Origin of the sequence: Glycomyces sp. NPDC049804, from assembly GCF_040674615.1 — a bacterium.
GTDB lineage: Bacteria > Actinomycetota > Actinomycetes > Mycobacteriales > Micromonosporaceae > Glycomyces > Glycomyces niveus.
Window position 1 is genome coordinate 235,233 of record NZ_JBFAMQ010000007.1, and the last position, 23,429, is coordinate 258,661.

Genomic DNA, 23,429 nt, shown 5'->3' on the forward strand with positions numbered 1-23,429 from the left:
TGGCGGGGGCCGATACTCGGTATGGCATACTCGCCCGGTGCCGAAAGACGTCGCCGAGCCACCGCTGACGCGCCGAGGGAAGCTCGCGCGGATCGCGGGGACCCTCGCGATGGTCCTCGCCCTCATGGCGACCTCGCTGTGGGGCGCTGACGACTTCTTCCCGTTCGCGCCGTTCAAGATGTACTCGCACGCGCACGACCCCGACGGCTGGGCGAACAGCACCAGCCTGATCCTCACCGACGCGACCGGCCGCAGCTTCCCGATCGGGGACAACGACACCGGGTTCCGCCGCGCCGAACTCGAGGGCCAGTTGAGCCGCTTCCGCGAGGACCCGGCGCTCCTGGCGCTCGTCGCCGAGGCCTATGAGGACGCCCACCCGGACAGTCCCGAGATCGTGGCCGCCGAGGTGCGGATCGTCAGCTACGAGCTGCGCGACGGCGAACGCACCGGCGCCGAGACCGTCGAGATCGCCGCCACCTGGACCGAAGGGGACGCGCCGTGACCGGCTATGTGAACGGCTTCTTCTTCACGCCCGTGGCCCTCGGCCGGGTCGCCGCCATGCGGTTCCTCGCCGGGCTCTTCGTGTGGATCGAGTGGTGGGCGTACAAGCCGTTCATCATCCAGCACCGCTTCCTGCCCGAGGACCTGTACCAGCCGCTGCTCATCGGCCGCGTCCTGCCGATCCCCGCCCCGAACTACTGGATCGTCACCGGCACCCTCGTCGTGATGCTGGCGGCCGCGCTGCCGGTGATGTTCGGCTACCGCGCGCGCCTGTTCGGGTGGATCCTGTTCATCGCGTACTTCGAGTGGATGCTCATCTACAACTCGTACGGCAAGGTCGACCACGCGAGCTTCGGCTTCATGGTGCTGCTGCTCGTGCTGTGCATGATGCCCGAGGCCCGCTGGGGCGACCGCGAGCACCTCTCCGAACGCGTCGGGTGGGGCTTCAACCTGGTGCAGATCGCCGTCGTGTGCACGTACTTCCTCTCGACCTGGTCGAAGTTCCGCTACGGCGGCTGGGAATGGGCGAACTCGGGGGTGTTCACGTGGGCGATCATCCGGCGCGGCACCGTCTTCTCCGACTGGCTGCTCGACTTCCCCCAGCTCCTCACCGTCGCCCAGTGGGGCATGATCGCGTTCGAACTGCTCACGCCGCTCGTGCTCTTCGTCTACCCGTGGAAGCGGCTGCAGTACGGGATCGTCGCGTTCTTCTACGCGTTCCATGTGGCGATCTTCGCCGCCCTCACGATCAGCTTCCTCCCGCACCTGTTCGCCATGGCCTGCTTCCTGCCGCTGGAACGGGTCGACCCGCGGGACCTCGCCCGCCGCGCCCGCGCGAAGCTCAAGGGCCGCAAGCGGACCCCGGGCGGGCGAAACCCCGGTGAGGGCGACCCGGAGCTGACCGCGACCGGCTGACGCGGCACCGCGCCCCGTGGCACACCCGTGCCATACTCTTGCCGTGGATACTCAGTACGCGAAGGTCCGCCCCGCCGGGCGGGCCCTGCGGATCACGATCTCGATGGTCGTGCTTGCCCTGGTCACCGCCACCACCTTCTGGGGCGGGGACGACTTCTTCCCCTTCGCGCCCTTCAAGATGTACTCGTTCTCGAAGGAGCTCGACGGCTGGGCCGGATCGACCCGCGTCGAGGCCGTCAACGAGGAGGGCGAGCGGTTCAGCCTCACCGAGGCCGCCACCGGCTTCCGCCGCGCCGAGGTCGAAGGCCAGAAGAGCCGCTTCATCGAGGACCCCTCGCTGCTCGAGTACATCGCGCAGGCGTACGAGAACACCAACCCCGACAAGCCCGAGATCGTCACCGTCGAGATCATCGAACGCCAGTACCGGCTCGAGGACGGCCACCAGACCGGCGAGGTCGTCGAGGTCGTCGAGGCCACGTACACCCGTGAAGGGGCCGACGAATGACCCCCCTTCCTTTGGCGCAGAAGGCCACCGGCTGGTTCTTCCAGCCCGTGGCCCTCGGCCGCGTCGCCGCGATGCGCTTCCTCGCGGGAGCGTTCATCTGGGTCGACTGGTGGTGGTACATGCCGTGGATCCTCGGCCACCGCCACGTCCCCGGCGAGCTCTACCAGCCGCTGTTCATCGCCCGCGTGCTGCCGGTGTTCCCGGTCCCCGACTACGAGATCGTCGTCGGCACCCTCGTCGTGCTCCTCGCGGCCTCCGTCCCGATGATGTGCAACAAGGCCCCGCGACTGTTCGGATGGATTTGCGCGATCGCCTACTTCGAGTGGATGATCATCGCGATGTCCTACGGGAAGGTCGACCACGGCAAGTTCGCCTTCCTCATCCTCCTGTTCCTGCTGCCCACCATGCCGAAGGCCCGCTGGGGCGACCGCCGCAACCTCTCCGAGCACGTGGGGTGGGGCTTCAACCTCGTCCAGATCGGCGTGGTCTGCACGTACTTCTTCGCGGCCTGGGCCAAGATCCGCTACGGCGGCTGGGAATGGGTCAACTCCGCGACCATGACGTGGGCGATCCTGCGGCGCGGCACGGAGTACTCGAACTGGCTCCTCGAATACCCCGGTCTGCTGCGCCTCTCCCAATGGGGCATGGTCGGGTTCGAACTGCTCAGCCCCGTCGTGATGTTCGTGGCCGCCAAACGCCTCAAGTACGGGATCGTGGCGTTCTTCTACTGCTTCCACCTCACGGTGTTCCTCGCCGTCGAGATCAGCTTCCTGCCCCATTTGGTGGCCATGGCCTGCTTCCTCCCGCTCGAGCGGATACATCCGCGTGAGCTGATTCGCAACGCGCCCCGGCTGCCCGGCCTGATACGCCGGAAACTCAAGGCCCGCAAGGCGGTACCGGCGCAAACGCGGTCCGACGAGGCCGCCCGGGAGGCCGAGCCGGCGTCCTGAGAGGCGGAAAACGAGTGGCCCGCTCCCACCGGATCTTCCTACGGTGGAAGCATGCCGATTCTCGAAGCCCGAGCCCTCACCAAGACCTTCCGCAGACCTGACAAGGCCTCGGGGTTCAAAGGCGCCGTCAAGCACCTGATGCAGCGCAAGTACAAGAACTACACCGCGGTCGACGGCATCGACCTCTCCATCGAACCGGGCGAGTCGGTGGCCTATGTGGGCCCGAACGGCGCGGGCAAGTCCACCACGGTCAAGCTCCTCACCGGCATCCTGCGCCCCTCCGAGGGCACCGTCCGGGTGATGGGCCGCGACCCGCACACCGAGCGCATCGCCAACGCCCACGACATCGGCGTCCTCTTCGGCCAGCGCACGCAGCTGTGGTGGGACCTGCCCGTCGAGGAGTCCCTGAAGCTCCTCAAGCACATGTACGGCGTATCGGACGCCGACTACAAGGCCCGCATCGAGAAGTTCGACGAGCTGCTCGACCTCGGCGAGTTCATGCCCGCGCTCGCCCGCACCCTCTCGCTCGGCCAGCGCATGCGCGCCGACCTGGCGTGCGCGCTCATCCACGACCCGAAGATGGTCTACCTCGACGAGCCGACCATCGGCCTCGACATCTCCGTGAAGGACCGCCTGCGCGCGTTCCTGCGCGAGCTCGTGAACGATGGCACCACGCTCCTGCTGACCAGCCACGACCTGGCCGACATCGAGGAGGTGTGCGAGCGGATCGTCGTGATCGACAAGGGCGCCATCGCCTACGACGGCTCGATCGAGCGGCTCAAGGCCCACTACATCACCACCAAGGCCGTGAACCTCTACCTCGAGGGCGCCGCGGACGTGCCCGAGCTGGCCGAGAAGTTCCCCGACTATGAGTGGACCGCCGGCGAGGCGCCCTCCGAGGTCACCGTGACATATGAGTCGAGCCGCTTCACCACCGCGGAAGTGCTCGGCTCCCTGACCGCCCAGCTCGCCCCGAGGGACCTGTCCCTCTCCGAGCCGAGCATCGAGGACGTCATCCGCCGCCTGTACGCCGGAGAGCTCACCAAGTGACGCCCGCACCCGCCGCTCGCTGCGCTCGCCTCCCCGGACCGGAGTAAACGCCGTATGAGTCATACTCTCGCCGTCGACCGCGCGCTCGTGGTCATCTCGTTCAAACGAAGACTCGCGTACAAGTCGCACTGGTTCTTCGGCCTCGCCATCGGCGGCGGCTCCATGCTCATCGCGATGGTCATGTGGCAGAACCTCATCGGCTCCGGCACCCTCTCGGGGTACGACTGGGACTCGATGCGGGCCTACACGATCATCGGGTTCGTGGCCGCGACCATGGTCTTCGGCGCCGCCGACTGGATCATGGCCGACCGCATCCTCGACGGGCACATCGCCGTCGACCTGACCAAGCCGGTCGACTTCCAGCGCGCCCGCGCCGCCGAGTACATCGGGTCGATGCTCTCGACGTTCCCGACCGCGCTGATGGGCGTCGTCGCCGCCTGGCTGCTCTTCGAGCCGCCCGGACCGGTGTCGCCGCTCGCGGGGCTGCTGACGCTCGTGAGCTTCGCGCTGATGTTCCCGCTGGCGTTCGGGCTGACGTACCTCTCGACCCTCGTGTGCTTCTGGACGAAGCGCTACCTGGGCGTCATGTGGCTGCGCGAGGCGCTGCTGAGCTTCTTCTCGGGGCTGATGATCCCGCTGGCGTTCATGCCCGGCTGGCTCCAGGCCCTCGCCTGGGCGCTGCCGTTCCCGCACTTCACGACCACGCCTTCCGCGATCTACCTGGGCCGTGTCGACACCGCCGGCGCCCTGGGCCTCCTCGCGGCCGAGGCCGCCTGGGCCGCGGGCCTGTGGGCGCTCGGCTGGCTGGTCTTCCGCAGCGCGGTGAAGAAAGTGACGGTCCACGGTGGCTGACATGATGACGCTCAAGCGGGGCGTGCCCGCGCGGCACGTGCTCGCGATCTACTGGCGCACCTGGTTCGCGCAGATCCGCTCGATCGTCGAGTACCCGGCCGACCTGTGGGTCATGGCCTCGGCCGGCGCGGTCTGGAACATCCTCCAGTTCGCGTTCCTGGCCGTGCTGTTCGCCAACGTGCCCGACGTGGCCGGATGGGGCTACCACGAGATGCTGATGCTCTCGGGGCTCCTCAGCATCGCGGGCGGCTGCAACGCGCTGTTCTGGGACGGCGCGTGGAGCACCGGCGGGTTCGTGATCAAGGGCGACATCGACTACCGCATCACCCGGCCCGCGCCGGTCATCGTCCAGGTCGGCAGCTCGCACATCGGGATGCAGTCGATCGGCGAGGTGGTCTTCGGGGCCGCGATGCTCGTCTACGGCTGGATCGGGGCCGGGATCGGCCTCGCCGCGGCGCCGATCGGCGTCCTGGCCGTCGTCTGCGCCGGGATCATCCAGTCGGCGCTGGTGACGGCGTTGTGCGCGGTGAACTTCTGGATCAAGGGCCAGGCGTCGATCTTCGCGTTCCTCCTGATCGAGCTGCAGGGCAACGCGATGAAGATGCCGCTGGGGATCTTCCCGAGCGGGGTGCGGCTCGTGGCGATGTTCCTGGTGCCGGTGGCGTTCATCAACTTCGTGCCGGTGGCGGTCCTGACCGGGCACCAGTCCGCGTGGTGGCTCCTCGGCGTCCCGGCGGCCGTGCTCGGCTCGGTGCTGCTGGCCGTGGGCGTCTACCGGCTCGGCCTGCGCGCCTACGACTCCGCGGGGCACTGACATGGCGGGCGTCGACATCGCGTTGGCGACGATCGCGTTCAAACGCAAGATCGCGTACAAGACGACCTGGCTGTTCTCGGTCCTCTTCGGCGGCTGGGCGATGCTGGCGGGCCTCGCGGTGTGGAACCACCTCATCGGCGACGGCGAGATCGGCGGCTACGACTGGCCGGCGATGAAGGCGTACCTGGTCCTCGGCTTCCTGACGACGACGCTCGCGTGGGCGGGCGCTGAGTGGGACATGGCCAACCGCATCCTGGACGGCCTCGTCGCGATCGACCTGACGAAGCCCATAGATTTCCAGCGGGCGAGGGCCGCGGAGTACATCGGCGGGATGATGGCCTCCATCCCGGCGGCGATCCTCGGCACGGCCATCGCGGTCCTGGTCTTCCGTCCTGCGGGGCCGGCGTCGCCGCTCGCGGCCGCGCTGACGGCGTTCAGCCTCCTGTTCATCTTCCCGCTGGCGTTCGGCCTCAGCTACCTGGCGATCCTGTGCTGCTTCGTGACCCAGCGATTCCTCGGCATCCAGTGGGCCAAGGACAGCATGCTGGCGTTCTTCTCGGGGATGATGATCCCGATCGCGCTCATGCCGGGCTGGCTCCAGGGACTCGCCTGGGCGATGCCGTTCGTCCACTTCACCACCACGCCCGCCTCGATCTACCTGGGCCGCGTGGACACCGCGGGCGCCCTCGGACTCATCGCCGCCGAGGCGGCCTGGGCCGTCGGCCTGCTGGTGATCGCCCGGCTCATCTGGCGGCAGCTCGTCAAGAAGGTGACCGTCCATGGCGGCTAGCGCCCGTCCCGCCCTCCACGCCGCGGGCGTCTACCGCCGCTCGATCGGCGCCTACCTCCGCTCGATCGCGGAGTACCCGGCCGACTTCTGGGTCATGGCCCTCTCCGGGACCACCTGGCAGCTCATGCTGTTCTCGTTCCTGAGCATCCTGTTCGCGAACGTCAAGGCCATCGCGGGGTGGAACTACCACGAGATGCTGCTGCTGGCCGGGTTCCTCGCCGTCTCGTGGGGTTCCACCGCCCTGTTCTGGGACGGCATCTGGGACACCGGGAAGCTCATCGTCGAAGGCGACATGGACTACCGGCTCACCAGGCCCGCGCCGGTCCTGATCCAGGTCGGGTCGAAGCACGTGGGCATGCAGGTCTTCGGCGACGTTACCCTGGGACTGGTGATGATGACCGTCGGCTGGATCGGCGCGGGGCTGAGCGCCGCCGCGATCCCGTTGGCGCTCTTCCTGCTCCTGTGCGCGGCGGTCATCCAGGCCGCGCTGCTGACGATCGCGAACGCGGTGAACTTCTGGGTCAAGGGCCGCACCCCCGTGGCCGCGTTCATGCTCGCCGAACTCCAGAACGAGGCGATGCGCTTCCCGCTCACGATCTTCCCCGCGGCGGTCCGCATCGTCTTCACCTTCGGCCTCCCGCTGGCCTTCGCCAGCTTCATCCCGGCCCAGATCCTCACCGGCAAACTCGACCCGGTCTGGCTCGCCGCCCCGCCCCTCGCGGCCGCGGCCACCGTCCTCCTCGCCGTCCTGGTCTTCCGAGCCGGAGTGAAAGCCTATGACTCGGCCGGTCACTGACTCGGATCGGCGATCGCGGCCTGGCGACGCCCGTCGGCCGAGCATGGCCTCCTGGCTCGACGAGGTGACGGCGGATCCGATCGGGCTGCCGTTCGACACGGTCGAGGCGGTTCGGGAAGCCCGCCCCGGCGAACTCCCCGCAGCGGTCAGGAAGGCGAGACGACGTTGATGCCGTTGAGGTTCGCGACTTCGAGGAGCCGCTTGTCGTAGACGAGCATCCAGTCGACCTCCTTGCGGAATTCCATCACGGACGCCAGATGGATGGCGTCCAGTGATCGCAAGGTCGGCGGTTGACACGTGGACGCGCAGAGCAGGATGCCGTCCGACAGCGGGATCCGGATCATGCGCGTGATGAGCTGCTGGGCCTGCAGCAGCGCCATCGGCTGCCTGCGCATCACACCGCGCAGGAGCTCGACCCGGGTCAGGTCGCTTGTGGCCCAAGGCTGCTCGGGACGCTCGTCCAACCACGCCTCAAGGGCGGGCGTCTCATTCTCGGTGACCGCGAGTTTCATCAGGGCCGAGGTGTCGAAGTAGATCAAAACCTGTCCTCGCGCAGTTCATCGAGGATCTCCTGGCTTGAAGCGGTGTCAGGGGCGGCGGGGATGCTCTTGATGTCGCGCGGATTTCCGGGGTCTTCGGGTCCGATGAGGCGGCCGGAGCGGATCAGCGCCTCGATCCGGTCCTCGTTCGGGTCTTCGATCGGCACGAGCCGGGCCGCCGGACGGCCGTGATTCGTCACGATGATCTCGTGGCCTTGACCCACCCAGGCCAGGTACTCGCTGGCATGCTGCCGGAGTTCTCGGATGCCGATCTCGCTCGGCTTCTTGAGTCCCATATTGGTTACCGTATCATAATTTGTGTATCAATCTCGGTGTGCGCGGTGTGTGGAAATGGCTTTGACTGGCAATCCCTTGCCGGGCAAGCTGTCCTCTCGCCCTCCTCCACTCCTGGGACTGATGCCGTTGACCGCCGCACCCCTGCGAGCGCGCCCGAGCGCGTTCTCCGTCGACCTCGCGCTGGCCACGGTGGCCTTGAAGCGCCGCCTCGCCTACCGCATGAACTGGATCTTCAGCGTCGTCCTCGGCGGCGGGGAGCTGCTGGTGTCGCTCACGCTGTGGGGGACCATCCTGGCCGAGCAGGGGTCGGTCGCGGGGTACGACTGGGACGCGATGCGCACGTACTACGTGATCGCCTTCGTCACGGCCACCTTCGTCTTCAGCGGCTCCGACACCGCGCAGCGCATCCTCGACGGGAGCGTCGCCATCGACCTGCTCAAACCCGTCGACTTCCAGCGCGCGCGGGCCGCCGAGTTCTACGGCGGCCTCGCCGGCTCCCTGCCGACCATGGTCGTCGGGCTGGCCATCGCCCTGGTCTTCTTCACACCCCTGCCGCCGGCGACCTTCGCCGCCGGTCTGCTCACGCTCGTCAGCATCGCCCTGATCGCGCCCATCGCCTTCAGCGTCGTCTACCTGTCCACGATGCTGTGCTTCTGGACCCGCAGCTACCACGGCATCATGTGGGCGCGGCAGACCGTCGTGGCGTTCTTCTCGGGGGCGATGGTGCCCTTGGCGATCATGCCCGCGCCCTTGCAGGCCCTCGCCTGGTGCCTGCCGTTCGTCCACTTCACGACCACCCCGTCCCAGATCTACCTGGGCCGGGTCGACACCCTCGGCGCGCTCGGGCTCATCGCTGCCCAAGCCGCGTGGGTGGTCGCCCTCTGGCTCCTCGGGCGCTGGCTGTGGAGCCGCGCGGTCCGGGCCGTCACGATTCACGGAGGCTGAACATGCGGCACACGGCATCGCTCTACACGCGCCTCATCGCGGCGCAGTTCCGCTCGATCACGGAATACCCGGCCGACTTCTGGACCATGGTCTCGGTCGCGCTGATTCAGCAGGCCGCCCAGATCGCGTTCATCGCGGTGGTCTTCGCGCAGGTCACGACCCTCGACGGCTGGGGCTTCCCGCAGATGCTCCTGCTCATCGGCTTCATGGTCCTGGCCGACTCGGTGACCGAGGTCGGCTGGGACGGCATGTGGCGGCTCGGCCGCATGATCGTGAACGGCGAGCTGGACTACGCCGTCATCCGCCCGGCCCCGGCGATGATGCAGATCGGCGCCAGCGCGATCGGGATGCAGTCGGCCGCGAACATGACCACCGGCCTGACGATGATCGTCATCGGTTGGAGCGGCGCGGGCGTCCCGCTGGCGATGGTCCCCGCCGCGGTCTTGCTCTTCGCGTGCGCCGTGGTCGTGCAGCTGACGGTCATCACGGCCATGAACTGCGCGAACTTCTGGCTGAAGGGCCCCAGTCCGGTCTTCGCCTGGCTCACCTCCCAGACCCAGGAGACCGCGACGCGCTTCCCGCTGACCATCTACCCCCGGGCGGTGCGCACGGTGCTCACCTGGGTCGTGCCCCTGGCGTTCGTCAACTACATCCCGGTCCGGATCCTCACCGGCGACCTCCCCGCGTGGTGGCTGGCGGTGCCGCCCGCGGTCGCCCTCGCGCTCGTCGCGATCGCGGTCCTGATCGCGAAGGCGGGCCTCGCCCGCTACGAATCCGCAGGTCACTGACGTGCTGGGGGTCACGGCGAAAAACCGGTTGCGCGACCGCGGGGCGATCCGCTAGGGTTGGCGCTGTTGCCCGAGGCGTGTCGCCTTGGGACTCTTGAGGATTGGAGGTGTCACTGATGGCTGTCGTTGTCCGCGTTCATGCCTTGAAACTCAGTTCACCTCCCGTCGGCTCGCGCTGATTCCACAGCGAGCGACGGACCTTCCTCCAGGAGCTCGCCACCTTGGCACGCAAGTCCGACTTTTCCGAATCCTTCCAATCCACCAAGCGCGGTCGCCGCACCTCCAAGAACAGCCAGCTCTTCTCGGCCGAGGAGCACGCCCGGTTCGAGGAGATGCGCACCCAGTTCGACGAGATGCCGCAGGACGACGGCCCGCCCACCGGCGACCGATGGTCGATCTGGTGGGACTCCGAGCCGCTGCAGCGCGGCCCCGAGCCCCGCCCCGAGTGGGTCATCACCGACCACGGGGCCGTCGACTACGAACTCGGCGTCCTCAAGACCGGCAAGGAAGCCGACGTCTTCCTCATCGAGCGCGCCGTCCCCGGCACCGACCGGGCCGTGATCCTGGCGTCGAAGCGCTACCGCAGCGCCGAACACACCCAGTTCAACCGGGCCGGCGACTACACGGCAGGGCGCGGCGCGAAGCGCTCGCGCGACGCCCGCGCCATGGCCAAGCGCACCACCTTCGGCCTCGAGCAGGCCGCGGGCCGGTGGGCCGCCGCGGAGTTCGACGCGCTCAAGCGCCTGTACAACGCCGGCGTCCCGGTGCCGTACCCGGTCCAGATCCTCGGCCGCGAAGTCCTCATGGAGTTCATCGGCGACGGCCGCACCGCCGCTCCCCGCCTGGCCGAGACCAAGCCCGACGAGGCCGAACTCGAGAGCCTGTGGGAGCAGGCCGCCGAGGCGCTGCGGCGCATGACCGAGCTCGGCTTCGCGCACGGCGACCTCTCGCCGTACAACACCGTCGTCCACGACGGGCGGCTCGTCGTGCTCGACCTGCCGCAGGTCGTCGACCTGTACGCGAACCCGCTCGGCTTCGACTTCCTCACCAGGGACGTCGAGAACCTGGGCTCGTGGTTCACCGCCCGGGGCATCTCCCGCGAAGAGGTCGACGACCTCCAGGCGGAGCTGAAGGCCTTGGCGGCCATGCCGTAGGCACGGGAGTGTCGGGGGCGGGTCATATCCTTGTGGTGTGGCAGTTGATTACCGTCCCGCCCCCGGCACCATCCCGACCGCGCCGGGCGTCTACCGCTTCCGGGACCGCGACCGGCGCGTCATCTACGTCGGCAAGGCCAAGAACCTCCGCAACCGGCTGAACTCGTACTTCGCCGACGAGACGCGGCTGCACGAGCGCACCCGCCGCATGGTCAACACCGCCCGCAGCGTCGAGTGGACCGTCGTCAACACGGAGGTCGAGGCCCTCCAGCTCGAATGGACCTGGATCAAGGAGTACGACCCCAGGTTCAACGTCATGTTCAAGGACGACAAGTCCTACCCCTGGCTCGCCGTCACCGTGGGGGAGGAGTTCCCGCGCGCCACCGTCATGCGCGGCAACCGCCGCAAAGGCGTGCGCTACTTCGGCCCCTTCGGCTCCGCGTGGGCCATCCGCCAGACCCTCGACCTCCTCACCCGGGTCTTCCCGATCCGCACTTGCTCCGACACGGAGTTCAAGCGCTGCAACCGGATCGGCCGACCCAACCTCCTCGCCGACATCGGCAAGTGCTCCGCGCCGTGCGTCGGTCGCATCTCCGCCGAGGACTACCGCGAACTCGTGAACGGCTTCTGCGCCTTCATGTCCGGCGACCACGCCCCCGTCCGCCGCCGCCTCATCAACGAGATGCAGGAGGCCTCCGAAGCGCTCGAGTTCGAGCGGGCCGCCCGCCTCCGCGACGACCTCGCCGCCCTCGACAAGGTCCTCGAGCAGCAGGTCGTCGTCCTCGCCGAAGACGTCGACTGCGACGTCATGGCCGTCGCCGACGACGAGCTGCAGGCCGCCGTCCAGGTCTTCCACGTCCGGGGCGGCCGCATCCGCGGCCAGCGCGGCTGGGTCATCGACAAGCCCGAACCGGTCGACCTCGCCGGCATCGTCGAGAGCTTCTGCCTGCAGTTCTACGGCGAGCAGAACGAGGTCGTGCCCCGCGAGGTGCTCGTCCCGGCCCTCCCCGACGACGCCCCGGCCCTCGCCGAGCTGCTGTCCGAGCGCCGCGGCGCGAAGGTCGACCTGCGCATCCCCCGCCGCGGCGACAAGCGCGCCCTGGCCGAGACCGTCGAGAAGAACGCCATCGAGAACCTTCAGCGCCACAAGCTCAAGCGCGCCGGGGACCTCACGGCCCGCTCCAAGGCCCTCGAAGAGCTCGCCGACGCACTCGACCTGCCCGAGGCGCCGCTGCGGATCGAATGCTACGACGTCTCGCAGTCCCAAGGGGAGGACGTCGTCGCGTCGATGGTCGTCTTCGAGGACGGCCTGCCGCGCAAGAGCGAGTACCGCCGCTTCGTCATCAAAGGCGAGCGCAAGGACGACCTCGCCAGCCTCCAGGAGACCCTGCGCCGGCGCCTCTCCAAACTCGCCGACCAGCCGGCCGGCTCCCCGACCGAGGAGGACGACGAGCCCAAGCGCGGCTTCCACTACCCGCCGCAGCTGCTCGTCGTCGACGGCGGCCAGCCGCAGGTCGCCGCCGCCGAGGCCGTCTTCGCCGAGCTCGGCATCGACACGATCAACCTCGCCGGGCTCGCCAAGCGCCTCGAGGAGATCTGGCTCCCCGGCGAGGCCTACCCGGTGATCCTCTCGCGCACCTCCGAAGCCCTCTACCTCATGCAGCGCGTCCGCGACGAGGCCCACCGCTTCGCGATCTCCCTGCACCGCACCAGAAGGCGCAAGGGGCTCATCACCTCGGCACTCGACGGCGTGCCCGGACTCGGCGAGTCGAAGCGCAAGGCCCTCCTCAAGCAGTTCGGCTCCGTCAAGCGCATCCGCGAGGCCGAATTGTCCGATCTGGAGGCGGTCCCGGGCATCGGCCCGAAGCTGGCCGAGGCCTTGCAGACACATCTGCGTAATCCCGACGACAACGGGGCTTGAGAAGCGCTGGGTAGTAATACGCTTGTCAGCTCGACAAGCACGTCGAAGCCGTGTCACCACGGCGGCAGGAACGAACTCGGGGATACTGGACTTATGGGTGTGGCAGCAGTGCAAGAGGGCGGGACCGACCGCGGCGAACTGGACCTCGTGATCGTCACCGGGATCTCCGGCGGCGGCCGCTCGACCGTGGCCCGCGCACTGGAGAACGTCGGCTACTACGTCATCGACAACCTCCCCGAATCGCTCGTCGGCCAGGCCGCCGAGTTGGCCGCGGCCGGGGGAGAAGAGGTACGGCGCACCGCGATGGTCCTCGACGTGCGCTCGCGCGCGTTCATGACCGACCTCGTGGGCGTCATCGAAGACCTCCGCAAGGGCGGTTTCAAGCCGCACCTGGTGTTCGTCGACGCCGACGACGACATCATCATCCGCCGCTTCGAGAAGGTCCGCCGCGCCCACCCGCTCCAAGGGGACGGCATGCTCGCCGACGGCATCGCCGCCGAGCGCCGCATCCTCGAGCCGGCCCGCGGCTCGGCCGACACCCTGTTCGACACCACGCACCTGAACGAGAACCAGCTGCGCTCGCGCGTCGAGGAGGCCTTCCTCGCCCCCTCCACCCCGGGACTCCAGTTCACCTGCATGTCATTCGGGTTCAAGTACGGCATCCCGCGCGATGCGGACTACGTCGCCGACGTAAGATTCCTTCCCAACCCGTACTGGGTTCCCACCCTGCGCGAGCACACCGGGACCGACCAGGACGTCGCCGACTACGTCCTCGGCCAGGACGGCGCCGAGGAGTTCGTCGCCGCCTACACCTCCCTGCTGCTCGGCACCACGCAAGGGTTCGAACGGGAGGGCAAGCGCTACATGACGATCGCCATCGGCTGCACCGGCGGCAAGCACCGCTCCGTCGCCATCGCCGAATCGCTGGCGAAGCGCCTCAACGCCGCCGGGTTCCCCGCCAACACCCACCACCGCGACCGGGGCAACGAGTGACCTGTGCGCCCGCGGGACCCGATCGAGCCGCCGCGCCCGCGGGTCCCCCGGACGCCCCCGCTCCCCGCCGCCCCATCCCCGAGGTGAGCGCATGACCAGCGTCGTCGCGTTCGGCGGCGGGAGGGGCCTGTCCGCCTCGCTCCGCGCCCTCTCCAGACTCGACCTCGACCTCACGGCCGTGGTCACCGTGGCCGACGACGGCGGCTCCACCGGCGACATCCGCGCCACCCGCCCGGTCCTTCCCCCCGGCGACCTGCGCAAGGCCCTCGTCGCCACCGCCGACCCCGACCGCTCCGAGACCGCGCGGCTCTTCTCCCACCGCTTCGGCGGCCGGGACTTCCTCACCGGCCACCCCGTCGGCAACGTCGTCCTCACCGGCCTCCTCGAACTCCACGCCAACCCCGTCGACGCCCTCGACTTCGCGGCCCGCCTCCTCGGCTCCCGCGCCCGCGTCCTCCCCATGTCCTGCACCCCGCTCGACATCGAGGCCGACCTCGCCGAAGGCCCCGGCACCCGCACGATCGTCGGCCAGCACGACATCGCCGTCGCCGACGGCAGCGTCAAGGACGTGCGCCTCCTCCCCGCCGCCGCGACCGCCTGCCCCGAGACCCTGGACGCCGTCGCCGAGGCCGACTGGCACGTCTTCGGCCCCGGATCCTGGTACACCTCCGTCATCCCGCACCTGCTCCTGCCCGACCTCCGCGAGGCCATCGGCGCCGCCAAGGCCCGCCGCATCGTGGTCCTCAACCTCTCCGAGGAGAAGGAGACGGACGGCCTGACACTGGCCGGTCACGTCGACACGCTGCGCCGATACGCCGAAGGTGTCCGGTTTCACTACGTCGTCTCAGGCGACACCCGAACCCTCGCCGATCCCGGATCGTTGAACAGTGCGGCACAATCGTTGGAGGCCCAGCTGGTCGCGGCGGACCTCGCCTCCGACGGCGTGACGCACGATGTCGCCGCGCTGGCTGCCGTATTGGGAAACCTGCTGGTCGAAGATGGTGGTTAACGAATGGCGATGACCTCGGAGGTCAAGGACGAACTCAGTCGCATCGAGGTGACGAAGTCCTGCTGCCAGCGCGCCGAACTGGGCGCGCTCTTCCGCTTCGCCGGGGGCCTCCACCTCGTCGGCCAGGGCAACGTCGTCGTCGAGGCCGAGGTCGACGCCGGGAACGTCGCCCGCCGCGCCAAGCGCATGATCGACAAGCTCTACCACTACGAGTCCGAGATCCACGTCCTCGTGGCCGCCGGGCTGCGCCGCAACAACCACTACCTGCTGCGCGTCATGGCCGACGGCCAGGCCTTCTCCAAGCAGATCGGCCTCACCGACCAGCGCGGCTACCCCGTCCGGGGCCTGCCCAACCACGTCGTCGGCGCCTACCCGTGCTGCGCCGAGGCCGCCTGGCGCGGGGCCTTCCTCGCCCGCGGCTCGCTCACCGAGCCCGGCCGCTCCTCCTCGCTCGAGGTCACCTGCCCCGGCCCCGAGTCCGCGCTCGCGCTCGTCGGCGCCGCCCGCCGCCTCGGCATCGCCGCCAAGTCCCGCGACGTGCGCGGCGTCGACCGCGTCGTCATCCGGGACGGCGACGCCATCGGCGAGCTCCTCACCCGCCTGGGCGCCCACTCCTCGGTCCTGACCTGGGAGGAGAGGCGCGTCCGCCGCGAAGTGCGCGCCACCGCCAACCGCCTCGCGAACTTCGACGACGCCAACCTGCGCCGCTCCGCGCGCGCCGCCGTCGCCGCCGCCGCGAAGGTCACCCGCGCCCTCGAGGTCCTCGGCGACGACGTCCCCGAGCACCTGGCCTCCGCAGGGCGCCTGCGCCTCGACCACCGCCAGGCCTCCCTCGAAGAGCTCGGCGCCCTCGCCGACCCGCCCCTGACCAAGGACGCCATCGCCGGGCGCATCCGCCGCCTCATCAACATGGCCACCAAGCGCGCCCAGGAGCACGGCATCCCCGGCCCCGACGACGTTGTCGCCGAAGAGGAAATGCTCGTCGCGTGAGGCTTGCGGGACCCGCCCGCCGCCCCGCGCGGAAACCCGCATCGGCGGCCGGTCAACGGTTAGGCTTAACCGCGATGTCACACCCATGTTCCGGGTGTGACATGATCGGGGGGAACCGGCCGCGACAGGTTCAGGAACCGCAGCGGTAGGGTCAAAGAGTGCTCGGCGACGAGGCCGAACAGCGATCTGTTCCACCGTCGCTATTCGGCTGAACGGATCGCGTACGAGACCGCTCCCGGTCTCAGTCAGATATTCGATCCTGTTCAAGCGAGGAGATGGCCACGTGACCATCCGTGTGGGCGTCAACGGCTTCGGCCGCATTGGGCGCAACTTCTTCCGGGCGGTTCTCGCCTCTGGCGCCGACATCGAAATCGTCGCCTTCAACGACCTTGGCGACCTCAAGACCATCGCCAACCTGCTCAAGTACGACTCGATCCTCGGCCGCCTGCCGTACGAGGTCAAGGTCGGCGACGGTGAGATCACCGTCAACGGCAAGACCATCAAGGCGTTCTCCGAGCGCGACCCGAAGAACCTCCCCTGGGGCGAGGTCGGCGCGGACGTCGTCATCGAGTCCACCGGCTTCTTCACCGACGGCACGAAGGCCTCGGCCCACCTCGACGGCGGCGCCAAGAAGGTCATCATCTCCGCTCCGGCGAAGAACGAGGACATCACCATCGTGATGGGCGTCAACAACGACAAGTACGACGCCGAGAAGCACAACATCATCTCGAACGCCTCGTGCACCACCAACTGCCTGGCGCCGATGGCCAAGGTCCTCAACGAGGCCGTGGGCATCGAAAAGGGTCTGATGACCACGATCCACGCCTACACCCAGGACCAGATGCTGCAGGACGGCCCGCACAGCGACCCGCGTCGCGCCCGCGCCGCCGCCCTCAACGTCGTCCCCACCACCACCGGCGCCGCCAAGGCCGTCGGCGTGGTGCTGCCCGAGCTCAACGGCAAGCTCGACGGCTACTCGCTGCGCGTCCCGGTCCCGACCGGCTCGATCACGGACCTCACCTTCGAGGCCTCCCGCAACGTGACGGCCGAAGAGGTCAACGCCGCGCTCAAGGCCGCCGCCGAGGGCCCGCTCAAGGGCATCCTGTACTACACCGAGGACCCGATCGTCTCCAAGGACATCGAGACCGACCCGCACTCGTGCATCATCGACGGCCTCCTGACCAAGGTCATCGACAACCAGGTCAAGGTCTTCGGCTGGTACGACAACGAGTGGGGCTTCTCGAACCGCCTCGTGGACCTCGTCAAGCTGGTCGGCTAGCAGTCTCATGAAGACGCTGGACGAACTCCTGAAGGAGGGCGTCAACGGTCGGCGCGTACTCGTGCGCGCCGACCTCAACGTTCCTCTCGACGGCAAGAACATCACCGACGACGGCCGCATCCGCGCCGTCGCGCCCACCGTCAAGGCGCTGGCCGAGGCCGGCGCCCGCGTGGTGGTGTGCTCGCACCTGGGCCGCCCGAAGGGCGAGCCCGACCCCGCCTTCTCGCTGGCCCCCGTGGCGCAGCGCCTCGGCGAGGTCCTGGGCCGCGAGGTCGCCTTCGCGACCGACACCGTCGGGACGGACGCCGAGAACAAGGCCGTCGCCCAGGGCGACGGCGACGTCCTCCTGCTGGAGAACCTGCGCTTCAACAAGGGCGAGACCAGCAAGGACGACACCCAGCGGGCCGAGTTCGCCGGCCAGCTGGCCGCGTTCGGCGACGTGTACGTGGACGACGCCTTCGGCGCCGTGCACCGCAAGCACGCCTCCGTCTACGACGTCGCGCAGATCCTGCCGCACTACGCGGGCTGGCTCATCGCCAAAGAGGTCGAGGTCCTCTCGAAGCTCACCGGCAAGCCCGAGCAGCCGTACGTGGTGATCCTCGGCGGCGCGAAGGTCTCCGACAAGCTCGCGGTCATCGACAACCTGCTCGACAAGGTCGACACGCTCATCGTGGGCGGCGGCATGATGTTCACCTTCCTCGCGGCCCAGGGCTACGAAGTCGGGTCGTCGCTGCTCGAGAAGGACCAGATCGAGACCTGCAAGTCCTACCTCGCGCGCGCCGCCGAACTCGGCGTCGAGCTCCTGCTGCCGGTCGACACGACCACCGCGGCCGAGTTCGCCGCCGACGCCGAGCCGCTCACCGTGGGCGTGGACGCGATCCCGGCCGACCGCATGGGCCTCGACATCGGCCCCGAGTCCGCGAAGCTCTTCGCCGACCGGATCGCCGCGGCCAAGACCGTGTTCTGGAACGGCCCCATGGGCGTCTTCGAGTTCCCCGACTACGCCGCCGGCACCAAGACTGTCGCGCAGGCGCTCGTGGACTCCGAGGCGTTCTCGGTGGTCGGCGGCGGCGACTCCGCCGCCGCGGTCCGCACCCTCGGCCTGCCCGAGGACGGTTTCGGCCACATCTCGACCGGCGGTGGGGCGAGCCTCGAGTACCTCGAGGGCAAGACCCTGCCCGGCCTGGACGCACTGGAGAATTGAAGATGACTGAGACCCGCAAGCCGCTCATCGCCGGCAACTGGAAGATGAACCTCAACCACCTCGAAGCGATCGCGCTGGTGCAGAAGCTGGCCTTCAGCCTCACCCGCGAGCAGCTCGAAGCGGTCGAGACCGTCGTCCTCCCGCCGTTCGTCGACATCCGCTCCGTGCAGACCCTCGTGGACGGCGACAAGCTGGCCATCGGCTTCGGCGCGCAGGACCTGTCGGCGCACCCGTCGGGGGCCTACACCGGCGAGATCGCCGGCTCGATGCTCGCGAAGCTCGGCTGCTCCTACGTGGCCGTCGGCCACTCCGAGCGCCGCCAGTACCACGAAGAGGGCGACGAGCTGGTGGCCGCCAAGGTCCGCCAGGCGCTCAACAACGGCATCGGCCCGATCCTCTGCGTCGGGGAGGCCCTGGACGTGCGCGAGGCGGGCAACCACATCGAGCACTCCGTCAGCCAGCTGATCGCGGCCGTCGACGGCCTCACCGAGGAAGAGCTCGCCAAGGTCGTCGTGGCCTACGAGCCCGTCTGGGCGATCGGCACGGGCCGCACGGCCAGCGCCGAGGACGCCCAGGAGGTCATCGGGGCCCTGCGCCAGGCGCTCGCCGACAAGTTCGGCGCGGTGGCGGAGCGGGTCCGGATCCTCTACGGCGGTTCGGTGAAGTCCTCCAACGTCGCCCAGATCATGGCCAAGCCGGACATCGACGGCGCCCTCGTGGGCGGCGCCTCGCTGGACGCCGAGGAGTTCGCCAAGATCGTGCGCTTCCCCGAGCACGCCGGTGCGTAGGGAACGCGTGCTCTGTCCGGAGCACGCGGGGGCGTAACAGCATCACAGCAAGACTGCCTGCAGCGCATCGAGCTGAGCGCTGCAGGACGCAGACAGGGCCGCCGTACAACGTCGTACGGCGGCTCCTTGCGTTTCAGCGACCGCTGTCTCGCGGTGACCGATGCATTTGTCACGCGTGGCGCGGCCCGCCGGGCAAGATGCCCTGGAGCAGCTGATTGTCATTGGCGGAGTCGAGGCCGAGTGACGTACGCATATGTCAAACGGCTAGACTCGGACCCGGCCCGCGCCCCATAACGGGCCGAAGTTGCTGAGAGGACACCCGATCACCGATGATGACGGTTCTGAGTTACGCCCTGTTGATCCTGCTGCTGCTCTCCAGCGCGGTCCTGATCCTCATGGTCCTGCTCCACAAGGGCAAGGGCGGCGGCCTGTCGAGCATGTTCGGCGGCGGCATGTCCTCAGTGGCGTCGGGCTCCTCGGTGGCGGAGAAGAACCTCACCCGCATCACGATCGGCGTCGGTGTCATCTGGTTCGCCTGCATCGTGGCCTTCGGCCTGCTGCTGCGCACGCTCGTGTAGCGCTTTTCAAAGCTTCCTCGGGAGGCCCCGACCGCACTGCGGTCGGGGCCTCCCGTTTTTGCGCGCCCCGCCCTCGCCCCGGGATGCATACGCGATATACGATACCGAGTATTCGTTGCCCTCCCCAGTGATTCGAGGTTGCATCCATGACCGTTCTGCATCTGAAAGGCGTGAGCCGGACCCACGGCTCGGGCGAGAACATCGTCCACGCCCTGATCGACGCCGAGCTCACCATCGCGGCCGGTGAACTCGTCGCCATCATGGGCCCTTCGGGGTCCGGCAAGTCGACCCTGCTCAACCTCGCCGGCGGCCTGGACGCCCCGACCTCGGGCCAGGTCCTGGTCGAAGGCACCGTCCTGGCCTCGCTCAACAAGAAGAAGCTCGCCGCGCTGCGCCGGCGCAGTGTGGGCTATGTGTTCCAGGACTACAACCTGGTGCCGAGCCTGACCGCGGCCGAGAACGCCGCGCTCCCGCTGGAACTGGACGGGATGTCCTCGTCCAAGGCCCGCAAGATGGCGCTCGCGGCCCTTGAAGAGGTCGGGTTGGATGTGAAGCAGGCCGACCGGTTCCCCGATGAGATCTCGGGCGGGCAGGCCCAGCGCGTGGCCATCGCCCGGGCCCTGATCGGCGAGCGGCGCCTGGTGCTGGCGGACGAGCCGACCGGCGCGCTCGACTCCCACACGGGCGAAGAGGTGCTGAAGCTCCTGCGCCGCCGCGTCGACGCCGGCGCGGCCGGACTCCTGGTCACCCACGACGCCAGGCACGCCAATTGGGCTGACAGGGTGGTCAACTTGCGCGACGGCCGGATCGTGGACGAGGCCGCGCCGCTCGCCGGGCGCAACGCGCTGCTCGAAGGGGCGCAGTGATGCTGGGATCCCATCGTCTGGCCTTCAGGATCGCGCGCCGCGAGGCATGGCGCTACAAGGGGCGCTCGGCGCTCTCGATCACCTTGCTGGGGCTGCCGCTGCTAGGCGTCGCCATCGGCGCCAGTGCCTTCGACACGATCCAGCTCTCCGAGGAGGAGACCGCGGAGCAGTATCTCGGGTCGAACGACGCGTACATCGAGCTCGCCCTGCCGGGCGTGCCGATCGAGCAGCAGAACTGGAACTCCCGGTGGATCGTCTACGACGTCCCCGTCGGCACGGACGGAGACGCCGAGCGGCCCGTCGCCGACTCCGAGATCCTTGCGGCGCTTCCCGAAGGCTCCACGATGGTCCCGTACAGCCTGGGGACCGAGGGCACCGCGCTCCCGGTCCGGACCTCCGACGGACTCGCGCACGTCCAAGGCTACGGGTACGACCTCGGCGCCGGGCAGTACGAGGATGCGGGCCTCGAATACCTCGAAGGTTCGGCGCCGGGCGGCGGCGAGGCCGTCATCAACGAGGCCGCAGCGGATCTGCTCGGCATCGGGGTCGGCGACGAGCTGGTCGTGGACGACGCATCGGTCCCCGACGCGCTCAAGGTCACCGGCATCGTCGAGATGCCGTGGAACCTGAACGAGCCCTTCGTGATCGCGGACTCGATCCCGTCCACCGCCACCGGCTGGCTCCTGGACACCCCCGAGACCCTGACCGAGGAGCAGGCGCGAACGCTGAACGAACTCGGGGTCACCGTCTGGGGCGGCTCGCTGCTGCACCTGCCGCCCGGGCCGGGGTATATGGAGACCTCCAACGCGGTCGACGAGGCGCAGCTCATGATCTACGGGCTGATCGTCGTCGCCGTCGTGATGGAGGTCGTGCTCCTCGCGGGGCCGGCGTTCGCGATCAGCGCGCGGCGGCGCACCCGGGAGTTCGCGCTCATGAGCGCGAACGGCGCGACGCCGGGCCAGATCCGCAACACGGTACTCGCGGGCGGTCTCCTGTTCGGGCTCGTCGCCGCCGCTTTGTCATTGGCGATCGGCATCGGGCTCGTCGCGGCGGGCCTGCCGTGGCTGGAGCAGTTGTTCGGGCACCGGAGCGCCGGGCTGCGGGTCATGCCCGCGCTCCAGGCGTCGCTCGTGGCGGCTGCGGTCGTGACGGGACTGCTCGCCGCGCTCACCGCCGCGATCAGCGCCTCGCGCGTCAACGTCATCGCCGCGCTCACGGGCCGCACCTCCCGCAACCGGGGGACGAAGCGGTGGATGGTCCTCGGCGTCGCCGTCGCGGGCGCCGGTGTGGCCGCGGGTGCCGGCGGCGTCGTGCTCTGGAGCCTGCCGTTGATGGCCGCGGCGATCATCCTGACCCAGTTGGGCCTGGTCGTCTCGACGCCTGCGCTGCTCGCGGGCGCGGCGAAGCTCAGCCGTCGGCTCCCCGTCTCGCCCCGCATGGCGATGCGCGAGGCCGGGCGGAACCGCGGCTCCGCGGCGTCCGCGATCGCCGCCGTCATCGGCGTCGTCGCCGCGGGCATGGCGTTCTCCATGATCGCCACCGCCGAGGAGGTCCGACAGGCGCAGGACCAGGAGCGGATTCTCCCGGAAGGGACGATGACGCTGATGGTCGGCAAGGTCGCCGACGATGAACCCATCGATTGGGAAGCGGCGCTCGCGGAAGCCGAGGGGCATCTGGAGTCGCGTTTCGACGGCGTCGAGCTCACTCCCGTCACCGAGTACTCGGGCTGGGGCGGCTGCGGGGCGGTCGCCGAGGGGCCGGACCAGGACGTCTCCTGCTCGTGGGGTGCCGTGCGGCCGGAGGAGAACCGATGCTCCTACTGGGACGCCGACCGCTCGACCGAAGCGGCCGATGAAGCCGCGATCGAGGCCGCGCGGGACGACCCGCGCTGCGACGAGCTGCTCGCCGAATCGTGGAACTACGTCGAGGAGATCTCCGGGTCGACCGACCCCGCGGTCGTCGCGGCGTTCACCGATCTGGAAGGCGCCGAACTGGACCGGGCCGTCTCGGTGCTGGAGGAGGGCGGCGTCCTCGTCGCCGACGAGTGGGCCGTGACCGACGCCGGCACGGTGCGCCTCCAGCAGCAGATCTCCATCTGGAACGCGGACGGCAGCGGCTCGACCGAGCCGCAGGAGGCGTACCTCGAACTGCCCGCGATGGCCGTCGAGAGGGGACAGCTCGGCCTCGACCAGATGTTCCTGGGCCCGGGCGCGGCCGAGGCGATGGGGATGGCGCCTTCGCCTTCGCGGCAGCACTTCCTGGTGTCGACCTCGACCGAGCCCGAATCGGCCGACCTGGAGGCGCTTGAAGCGGTCTTCTTCCAGACCATCGCCGACGGCGAGGCGTACGCGAGCGTGGAGGTCGCCGACTACGACGATCCGTTCATCGCGTACGTCGTGATGGCCGTGACCGGCCTGTGCGCCTTGATCGCGTTCGGGGCCACCGCGGTCTCGACCGGGCTCATCGTCGCCGAGCAGCGGCGCGACATGACCGTGCTCGGGGCCGTCGGCGCCGCCCCCGGCTTGCGCAAGCGGTTCGCGATGTGGCAGAGCGTCGTCATCGCGGTGTTCGGAACGGCGCTCGGGACCCTGGCAGGGTTCGTCGGTTTCGCGCTCATCCGCGAGACCATGAACCGGCCGCTCCAGACCAGCTACCCGTTCCAGACGCTGTACGGCTGGGAGCTGCCGTGGGCGAGCTTCGCGATCATCCTGCTGGCGGTGCCGCTGGTCGCGGCCCTCGGCGCGCTCGTGTTCACCAAGGCGAAGCTGCCGAGCGAACGCCGGGTCGCTTAACTGAACCGGCCGAAAGGGCTTGGGGCCGTGCGGGATCGCACGGCCCCAGCCGTAATGTGAAACCATTTCGCGACAGTCTTTACAGTGTGTGCTTTACGTCATAGAATTGCCGA

At 69.0% G+C, this 23,429-nt stretch carries 24 protein-coding genes; 22 read left to right on the forward strand and 2 right to left on the reverse strand.

Annotated features, from left to right (window positions below; translation table 11 throughout):
• Window positions 1-37: 37 nt before the first annotated feature.
• Genes AB0K52_RS14050 through AB0K52_RS14090 form a run of 9 tightly spaced genes read left to right on the forward strand, consistent with a single transcriptional unit; the run spans window position 38 to window position 7,173 of the window.
• Window positions 38-502, forward strand: a complete 465-nt coding sequence (locus AB0K52_RS14050; RefSeq protein WP_363531133.1) for a hypothetical protein — start codon at window positions 38-40, stop codon at window positions 500-502.
• Window positions 499-1,416, forward strand: coding sequence for an MFS transporter permease (locus AB0K52_RS14055; protein ID WP_363531136.1), 918 nt, complete (start codon window positions 499-501; stop codon window positions 1,414-1,416). Before AB0K52_RS14050 ends, AB0K52_RS14055 begins: the two co-directional genes overlap by 4 nt.
• A 43-nt stretch (window positions 1,417-1,459) precedes the next feature.
• The gene (locus tag AB0K52_RS14060) at window positions 1,460-1,921 is read left to right on the forward strand and encodes a hypothetical protein (RefSeq protein WP_363531139.1); all 462 of its coding nucleotides are present in this window, start codon (window positions 1,460-1,462) and stop codon (window positions 1,919-1,921) included.
• Window positions 1,918-2,871, forward strand: a complete 954-nt coding sequence (locus tag AB0K52_RS14065) for an MFS transporter permease (protein WP_363531142.1) — start codon at window positions 1,918-1,920, stop codon at window positions 2,869-2,871. The genes AB0K52_RS14060 and AB0K52_RS14065 overlap by 4 nt, the downstream gene beginning before the upstream one ends.
• A gap of 51 nt (window positions 2,872-2,922) precedes the next feature.
• Window positions 2,923-3,921, forward strand: coding sequence for an ATP-binding cassette domain-containing protein (locus AB0K52_RS14070; RefSeq protein WP_363531145.1), 999 nt, complete (start codon window positions 2,923-2,925; stop codon window positions 3,919-3,921).
• Window positions 3,922-3,975: 54 nt separating this feature from the next.
• The gene (locus tag AB0K52_RS14075; protein WP_363531148.1) at window positions 3,976-4,773 is read left to right on the forward strand and encodes an ABC-2 family transporter protein; all 798 of its coding nucleotides are present in this window, start codon (window positions 3,976-3,978) and stop codon (window positions 4,771-4,773) included.
• A 1-nt stretch (window position 4,774) separates the two neighbouring features.
• A complete protein-coding gene (locus tag AB0K52_RS14080) occupies window positions 4,775-5,587 on the forward strand; it encodes an ABC-2 family transporter protein (protein WP_363531151.1) in 813 nt (270 codons plus the stop codon).
• 1 nt (window position 5,588) lies between these two features.
• Window positions 5,589-6,377 carry an ABC-2 family transporter protein gene (locus tag AB0K52_RS14085; protein ID WP_363531154.1) on the forward strand — a complete coding sequence of 263 codons (789 nt, stop codon included), beginning with the start codon at window positions 5,589-5,591 and terminating at the stop codon, window positions 6,375-6,377.
• Complete coding sequence (locus tag AB0K52_RS14090; protein ID WP_363531157.1) at window positions 6,367-7,173, forward strand: ABC-2 family transporter protein; 807 nt, start codon at window positions 6,367-6,369, stop codon at window positions 7,171-7,173. The genes AB0K52_RS14085 and AB0K52_RS14090 overlap by 11 nt, the downstream gene beginning before the upstream one ends.
• A 146-nt stretch (window positions 7,174-7,319) precedes the next feature.
• On the opposite strand, the gene AB0K52_RS14095 is transcribed toward AB0K52_RS14090, so the two are convergent.
• Together AB0K52_RS14095 and AB0K52_RS14100 are read right to left on the reverse strand one after the other, a co-directional pair.
• Window positions 7,320-7,712 carry a type II toxin-antitoxin system VapC family toxin gene (locus AB0K52_RS14095; RefSeq protein WP_363531160.1) on the reverse strand — a complete coding sequence of 131 codons (393 nt, stop codon included), beginning with the start codon at window positions 7,710-7,712 and terminating at the stop codon, window positions 7,320-7,322.
• Window positions 7,709-8,008, reverse strand: a complete 300-nt coding sequence (locus tag AB0K52_RS14100) for a type II toxin-antitoxin system prevent-host-death family antitoxin (RefSeq protein WP_363531163.1) — start codon at window positions 8,006-8,008, stop codon at window positions 7,709-7,711. The genes AB0K52_RS14095 and AB0K52_RS14100 overlap by 4 nt, the downstream gene beginning before the upstream one ends.
• A 127-nt stretch (window positions 8,009-8,135) precedes the next feature.
• On the opposite strand from AB0K52_RS14100, the gene AB0K52_RS14105 reads away from it, so the two are divergent.
• The 13 genes from AB0K52_RS14105 (at window position 8,136) to AB0K52_RS14165 (ending at window position 23,316) form a co-directional block, all read left to right on the forward strand.
• Window positions 8,136-8,954: an ABC-2 family transporter protein gene (locus tag AB0K52_RS14105; RefSeq protein ID WP_363531166.1), complete on the forward strand. Its 819-nt coding sequence runs from the start codon at window positions 8,136-8,138 to the stop codon at window positions 8,952-8,954.
• Window positions 8,955-8,956: 2 nt separating this feature from the next.
• Window positions 8,957-9,742 carry an ABC-2 family transporter protein gene (locus tag AB0K52_RS14110; RefSeq protein WP_363531169.1) on the forward strand — a complete coding sequence of 262 codons (786 nt, stop codon included), beginning with the start codon at window positions 8,957-8,959 and terminating at the stop codon, window positions 9,740-9,742.
• A 221-nt stretch (window positions 9,743-9,963) separates the two neighbouring features.
• Window positions 9,964-10,896 carry an RIO1 family regulatory kinase/ATPase gene (locus tag AB0K52_RS14115; RefSeq protein WP_363531172.1) on the forward strand — a complete coding sequence of 311 codons (933 nt, stop codon included), beginning with the start codon at window positions 9,964-9,966 and terminating at the stop codon, window positions 10,894-10,896.
• 37 nt (window positions 10,897-10,933) lie between these two features.
• Window positions 10,934-12,817, forward strand: coding sequence for an excinuclease ABC subunit UvrC (uvrC, locus tag AB0K52_RS14120; protein ID WP_208498419.1), 1,884 nt, complete (start codon window positions 10,934-10,936; stop codon window positions 12,815-12,817).
• Between the two features lie 99 nt (window positions 12,818-12,916).
• Complete coding sequence (rapZ, locus tag AB0K52_RS14125; RefSeq protein ID WP_363531176.1) at window positions 12,917-13,810, forward strand: RNase adapter RapZ; 894 nt, start codon at window positions 12,917-12,919, stop codon at window positions 13,808-13,810.
• 91 nt (window positions 13,811-13,901) lie between these two features.
• Window positions 13,902-14,819, forward strand: coding sequence for a uridine diphosphate-N-acetylglucosamine-binding protein YvcK (gene yvcK / locus AB0K52_RS14130; RefSeq protein WP_363531179.1), 918 nt, complete (start codon window positions 13,902-13,904; stop codon window positions 14,817-14,819).
• 3 nt (window positions 14,820-14,822) lie between these two features.
• The gene (whiA, locus tag AB0K52_RS14135) at window positions 14,823-15,809 is read left to right on the forward strand and encodes a DNA-binding protein WhiA (protein WP_363531182.1); all 987 of its coding nucleotides are present in this window, start codon (window positions 14,823-14,825) and stop codon (window positions 15,807-15,809) included.
• Window positions 15,810-16,092: 283 nt separating this feature from the next.
• On the forward strand, window positions 16,093-17,088 hold the full coding sequence (gene gap, locus AB0K52_RS14140; RefSeq protein WP_363531185.1) for a type I glyceraldehyde-3-phosphate dehydrogenase: 996 nt from the start codon (window positions 16,093-16,095) through the stop codon (window positions 17,086-17,088).
• A gap of 7 nt (window positions 17,089-17,095) precedes the next feature.
• Window positions 17,096-18,292, forward strand: a complete 1,197-nt coding sequence (locus AB0K52_RS14145) for a phosphoglycerate kinase (protein ID WP_363531188.1) — start codon at window positions 17,096-17,098, stop codon at window positions 18,290-18,292.
• A 2-nt stretch (window positions 18,293-18,294) separates the two neighbouring features.
• On the forward strand, window positions 18,295-19,080 hold the full coding sequence (gene tpiA / locus AB0K52_RS14150) for a triose-phosphate isomerase (protein ID WP_208498434.1): 786 nt from the start codon (window positions 18,295-18,297) through the stop codon (window positions 19,078-19,080).
• Window positions 19,081-19,409: 329 nt separating this feature from the next.
• The gene (gene secG, locus AB0K52_RS14155) at window positions 19,410-19,658 is read left to right on the forward strand and encodes a preprotein translocase subunit SecG (protein WP_363531190.1); all 249 of its coding nucleotides are present in this window, start codon (window positions 19,410-19,412) and stop codon (window positions 19,656-19,658) included.
• A gap of 146 nt (window positions 19,659-19,804) precedes the next feature.
• On the forward strand, window positions 19,805-20,524 hold the full coding sequence (locus AB0K52_RS14160) for an ABC transporter ATP-binding protein (RefSeq protein ID WP_363531193.1): 720 nt from the start codon (window positions 19,805-19,807) through the stop codon (window positions 20,522-20,524).
• The gene (locus AB0K52_RS14165; RefSeq protein WP_363531196.1) at window positions 20,524-23,316 is read left to right on the forward strand and encodes an FtsX-like permease family protein; all 2,793 of its coding nucleotides are present in this window, start codon (window positions 20,524-20,526) and stop codon (window positions 23,314-23,316) included. Before AB0K52_RS14160 ends, AB0K52_RS14165 begins: the two co-directional genes overlap by 1 nt.
• The last annotated feature ends 113 nt before the right edge of the window (window positions 23,317-23,429 follow it).

Coding starts and splice junctions, on each gene's coding strand:
- AB0K52_RS14065 (WP_363531142.1), top strand. CDS start 1,918: ATGACCCCCCTTCCTTTGGCGCAGAAGGCCACCGGCTGGTTCTTCCAG.
- AB0K52_RS14070 (WP_363531145.1), top strand. CDS start 2,923: ATGCCGATTCTCGAAGCCCGAGCCCTCACCAAGACCTTCCGCAGACCT.
- AB0K52_RS14075 (WP_363531148.1), top strand. CDS start 3,976: ATGAGTCATACTCTCGCCGTCGACCGCGCGCTCGTGGTCATCTCGTTC.
- AB0K52_RS14080 (WP_363531151.1), top strand. CDS start 4,775: ATGATGACGCTCAAGCGGGGCGTGCCCGCGCGGCACGTGCTCGCGATC.
- AB0K52_RS14085 (WP_363531154.1), top strand. CDS start 5,589: ATGGCGGGCGTCGACATCGCGTTGGCGACGATCGCGTTCAAACGCAAG.
- AB0K52_RS14090 (WP_363531157.1), top strand. CDS start 6,367: ATGGCGGCTAGCGCCCGTCCCGCCCTCCACGCCGCGGGCGTCTACCGC.
- AB0K52_RS14100 (WP_363531163.1), bottom strand. CDS start 8,008: ATGGGACTCAAGAAGCCGAGCGAGATCGGCATCCGAGAACTCCGGCAG.
- AB0K52_RS14110 (WP_363531169.1), top strand. CDS start 8,957: ATGCGGCACACGGCATCGCTCTACACGCGCCTCATCGCGGCGCAGTTC.
- yvcK (WP_363531179.1), top strand. CDS start 13,902: ATGACCAGCGTCGTCGCGTTCGGCGGCGGGAGGGGCCTGTCCGCCTCG.
- whiA (WP_363531182.1), top strand. CDS start 14,823: ATGGCGATGACCTCGGAGGTCAAGGACGAACTCAGTCGCATCGAGGTG.
- AB0K52_RS14145 (WP_363531188.1), top strand. CDS start 17,096: ATGAAGACGCTGGACGAACTCCTGAAGGAGGGCGTCAACGGTCGGCGC.
- tpiA (WP_208498434.1), top strand. CDS start 18,295: ATGACTGAGACCCGCAAGCCGCTCATCGCCGGCAACTGGAAGATGAAC.
- secG (WP_363531190.1), top strand. CDS start 19,410: ATGATGACGGTTCTGAGTTACGCCCTGTTGATCCTGCTGCTGCTCTCC.
- AB0K52_RS14160 (WP_363531193.1), top strand. CDS start 19,805: ATGACCGTTCTGCATCTGAAAGGCGTGAGCCGGACCCACGGCTCGGGC.
- AB0K52_RS14165 (WP_363531196.1), top strand. CDS start 20,524: ATGCTGGGATCCCATCGTCTGGCCTTCAGGATCGCGCGCCGCGAGGCA.